The following is a 3,170-nucleotide window of genomic DNA, read 5'->3' as shown; positions in this document are numbered from 1 at the left end:
TTTTTCAATGAAGTAAAGAATTGTGAAGCATTTGAAGGAATTCTTGCCGATAACGAATTTGTTGTTGACAACGAAGACAAAGGTTTCGAATATGTTCAGGTATCAAACAAAAGTTATTTGAAACAATGGATTGATGAAAAGCGTATTTCAACTCACGAGTATTCTCGTCTTCGTACATGGAATCCACCAAATGAATGGAAGAATGTACTCCGTTCAGGCTTCTTTGGGAAATATGTTCGATCAGCCTTCTTTACAAAATCAGGACAAGGTGACCGTTCAGCAACCTGGAAAGCAGAACTGAAAAAAGGAGCTTATTACGATGTGTTCTGTCATATCGAAAAGGTAAAAGGATATAGTCGAAGAAGACAACAAAAAAAGACGGATTATAATTTTAAAATCTATCATGAATCTGGATTCGAGGAGATTAATAAAAGTGATCAGGAATTGGAAAATGGATGGAACTATCTGGGAACTTATTTCATTACACCAGAAACATCAAAAGTTGAATTAAACAACAAGTCCAAAGGTGCATTTCTCTTTGCAGATGCAATCAAATGGGTTGAAAACAAGTAAATAACCAGAAATAATATAAGGCATGATCAGAACGAAACTAAAGCTTGTATTAATAAAGACATTCATATGTGCCGGAGCAATCTTATTCAGCTCCTTAAGCTCTCAAGCTCAAAAAGAAATCACACTTGATGAAGCTCTTTTAATAGCCTTTTCTAACAGTCCCGATATTAAAAAATCGGAGATTAATATGGAGCAAAACAAGGAGAAATTAAATGCTCAATTGGCTTCATTAAGATCTCGATTTTCTTTTGATGTGACGCCAATATCCTACAACAAAACAGAATCATACGACGAATATTTTTCTAAATGGAACACCTCCGAAAGTAAGGGAGCAGGTGGAACCTTTACAGTTTCGCAACCCATAAAATATACGGGAGGCCGATTATCTTTAATAAATTCATTTGGTTATCAGGATAATTTCTCCGAAGCTAGTGCTTCCTCATACGAGGGTTATAATAACGATCTAAAAATAAAATTTGATCAACCCGTATTTACATATAACAAAACCAAGATGGATTTAACCCGAAATGAGTTGAATCTTGAGAATGCAACCCTTTCCTACTCCATACAAATGCTGAATATGGAAAGACAAGTGAACCAAGCATTTTACTCGATATATCAAAAACAAATGGCTTTGAAAATTGCCAAGGAGGAATTTGAAAATCAAAAAGTAAGTAAAGAGATTATTGTCAGTAAGGTTGAAGGTGGACTATCGGCTAAGGAAGAACTTTATCAGGCAGAACTGAATTACGCAACAAGTCAATCAAATCTTGATAATAAACGTGTGGATCTTGAAAATGCAAAAGATGAATTTAAACTCCTTTTAGGAATCTCTCTATACGAAGATGTTGCAGTGAGTACCGACATCAAATATATTCCTGTCATCGTAGACCTTGAGAAAGCAATTCAAAACGGTTTAAGCCAGAGGTTGGAATTGACTCAAAAACAAATCAATTTAAATAATGCCCGATTCGATTTAATTGAAACCTCATCAACAAATGAGTTTAAAGGTAATGTTGGTCTTTCAGTTGGTTTAATGGGAAACAATGAGCAATGGAGAAAAGTTTACAATAAGCCTACCAAAAGTCCTAAGGTTGAAGTTACCTTCTCGATTCCAATTTTCGATTGGGGAGAAAGAAAAGCTCGAATCAGAGCTGCCGAACTAGAGATAGAAAGTCGCGAAATTGATATGAATAGTTTAAAGAACGATATCACTATCAATATTCGAAAGATCTACCGAAACATGAAAAACCTGGTACAGCAAATCGAAATTGCTGAGCAAAATCAAAAGAATGCTGAACTCACCTACGATATCAATTTAGAGCGCTATAGAAATGGTGACTTAACGAGTATCGATTTGGAACGCTTCCAAAATCAGCTTTCTGAAAAGAAAATGAACCTCGCAAACTCCCTAATCAACTACAAGCTCGAACTGCTTAATTTGAAAATTCAATCCCTTTGGGATTTCGAATCCAACAGATCTTTTGTTCCTCAGGAGTTACAAGAAAATTTGATCAAAGACTAATCACCAATTAAATCATGATAACCCATACAAACGCCATAACAATGAAACGAATCGCCTTCTTAATCTTAAGTGTTGCCATACTTTCAGCTTGTAACGATACGGCAACTGATCTCAATAAAGACATAGCTGTACAGGTTTCTGTAAAGGAAGTTGTAACGAAAAGCATCGAAAAATTCATCAGCACAACGGGTACTGTGAATCCTGTAAAAACGGTAGATGTAAAAAGTGAAGTTGCAGGAAAATATCACTTACAAATTAACCCTATCACAGGACGAAAATTTGTTTTAGGCGATTTTGTAAAAGAAGGAACTGAAATCATTGCATTTGAGGACAAGGAATACGAGAACAGTATCAAAATCAATTCTCAGGAATTGAGTCTACAAATCTCTCAACAAGGATTCGATAAGCAACAATCGTTGTATGAAAAAGGAGGGGTTACTCTTTCTGATGTGAAAAAAGCTGAAATCGATTTGATAAATGCAAAATACGCATATGAAGATGCCTTATATCGTTTAGCTAAATTAAAAGTCAAAGCGCCTTTTTCAGGCACAATTACGAGTCTAAACTACTACACAGAAAATACGAGAGTTGAAGCTGCTTCACCTCTATTCGGTATTATGGATTACAGCAAGCTTCTTATGGAAATTAATCTTGCTGAAAAAAATATAGCTTCGGTTAAAACGGGTCAGAAAGTTAAGATCGTCAACTATACCATTCCGGGTGATACCCTAAGTGGCGTATTAGCACAAATTTCACCCGCAATAAACTCAGAAACCAGATCTTTCAAAGCGGTTATCAACATCAATAACTCTAAGCTTTTATTGCGTCCTGGCATGTTTGCAAAAGGTGAGATCATTGTTGCAAAAGCCAACAATTCAATTGTTATTCCTAAGGATATCATCTTAAGCAAACAGAATGGCAATATCGTATTTGTGGTAAACAAAGGTTTAGCTGAGGAAAGAGTTGTTCAGTTTGGGCTAGAGAATCCTAAAGAGGTACAGATCGTTTCTGGTTTGGAAGAAAAGGATCGTTTGGTTGTAAAAGGCTTTGAGACCTTAAGAAACAGATCGAA

General features: G+C 35.6%; 3 protein-coding genes. All 3 read left to right on the top strand.

Annotated elements, in window-relative coordinates; genetic code table 11:
• Positions 1 to 573, top strand: a 573-nt coding sequence (locus ABY905_RS15490; RefSeq protein WP_372645502.1) for a hypothetical protein, incomplete at its 5' end; no start/stop codon positions are given.
• 22 nt (positions 574 to 595) lie between these two features.
• On the top strand, positions 596 to 2,098 hold the full coding sequence (locus ABY905_RS15485) for a TolC family protein (RefSeq protein WP_372645499.1): 1,503 nt from the start codon (positions 596 to 598) through the stop codon (positions 2,096 to 2,098).
• Between the two features lie 41 nt (positions 2,099 to 2,139).
• Positions 2,140 to 3,170 (top strand): efflux RND transporter periplasmic adaptor subunit (locus ABY905_RS15480; RefSeq protein WP_372645497.1); only part of this gene is annotated, 1,031 nt, incomplete at its 3' end.

The sequence above is a fragment of the Ancylomarina sp. genome (assembly GCF_041555295.1).
GTDB lineage: Bacteria > Bacteroidota > Bacteroidia > Bacteroidales > Marinifilaceae > Ancylomarina.
This window is presented reverse-complemented; position numbering and strand designations above follow the sequence as displayed.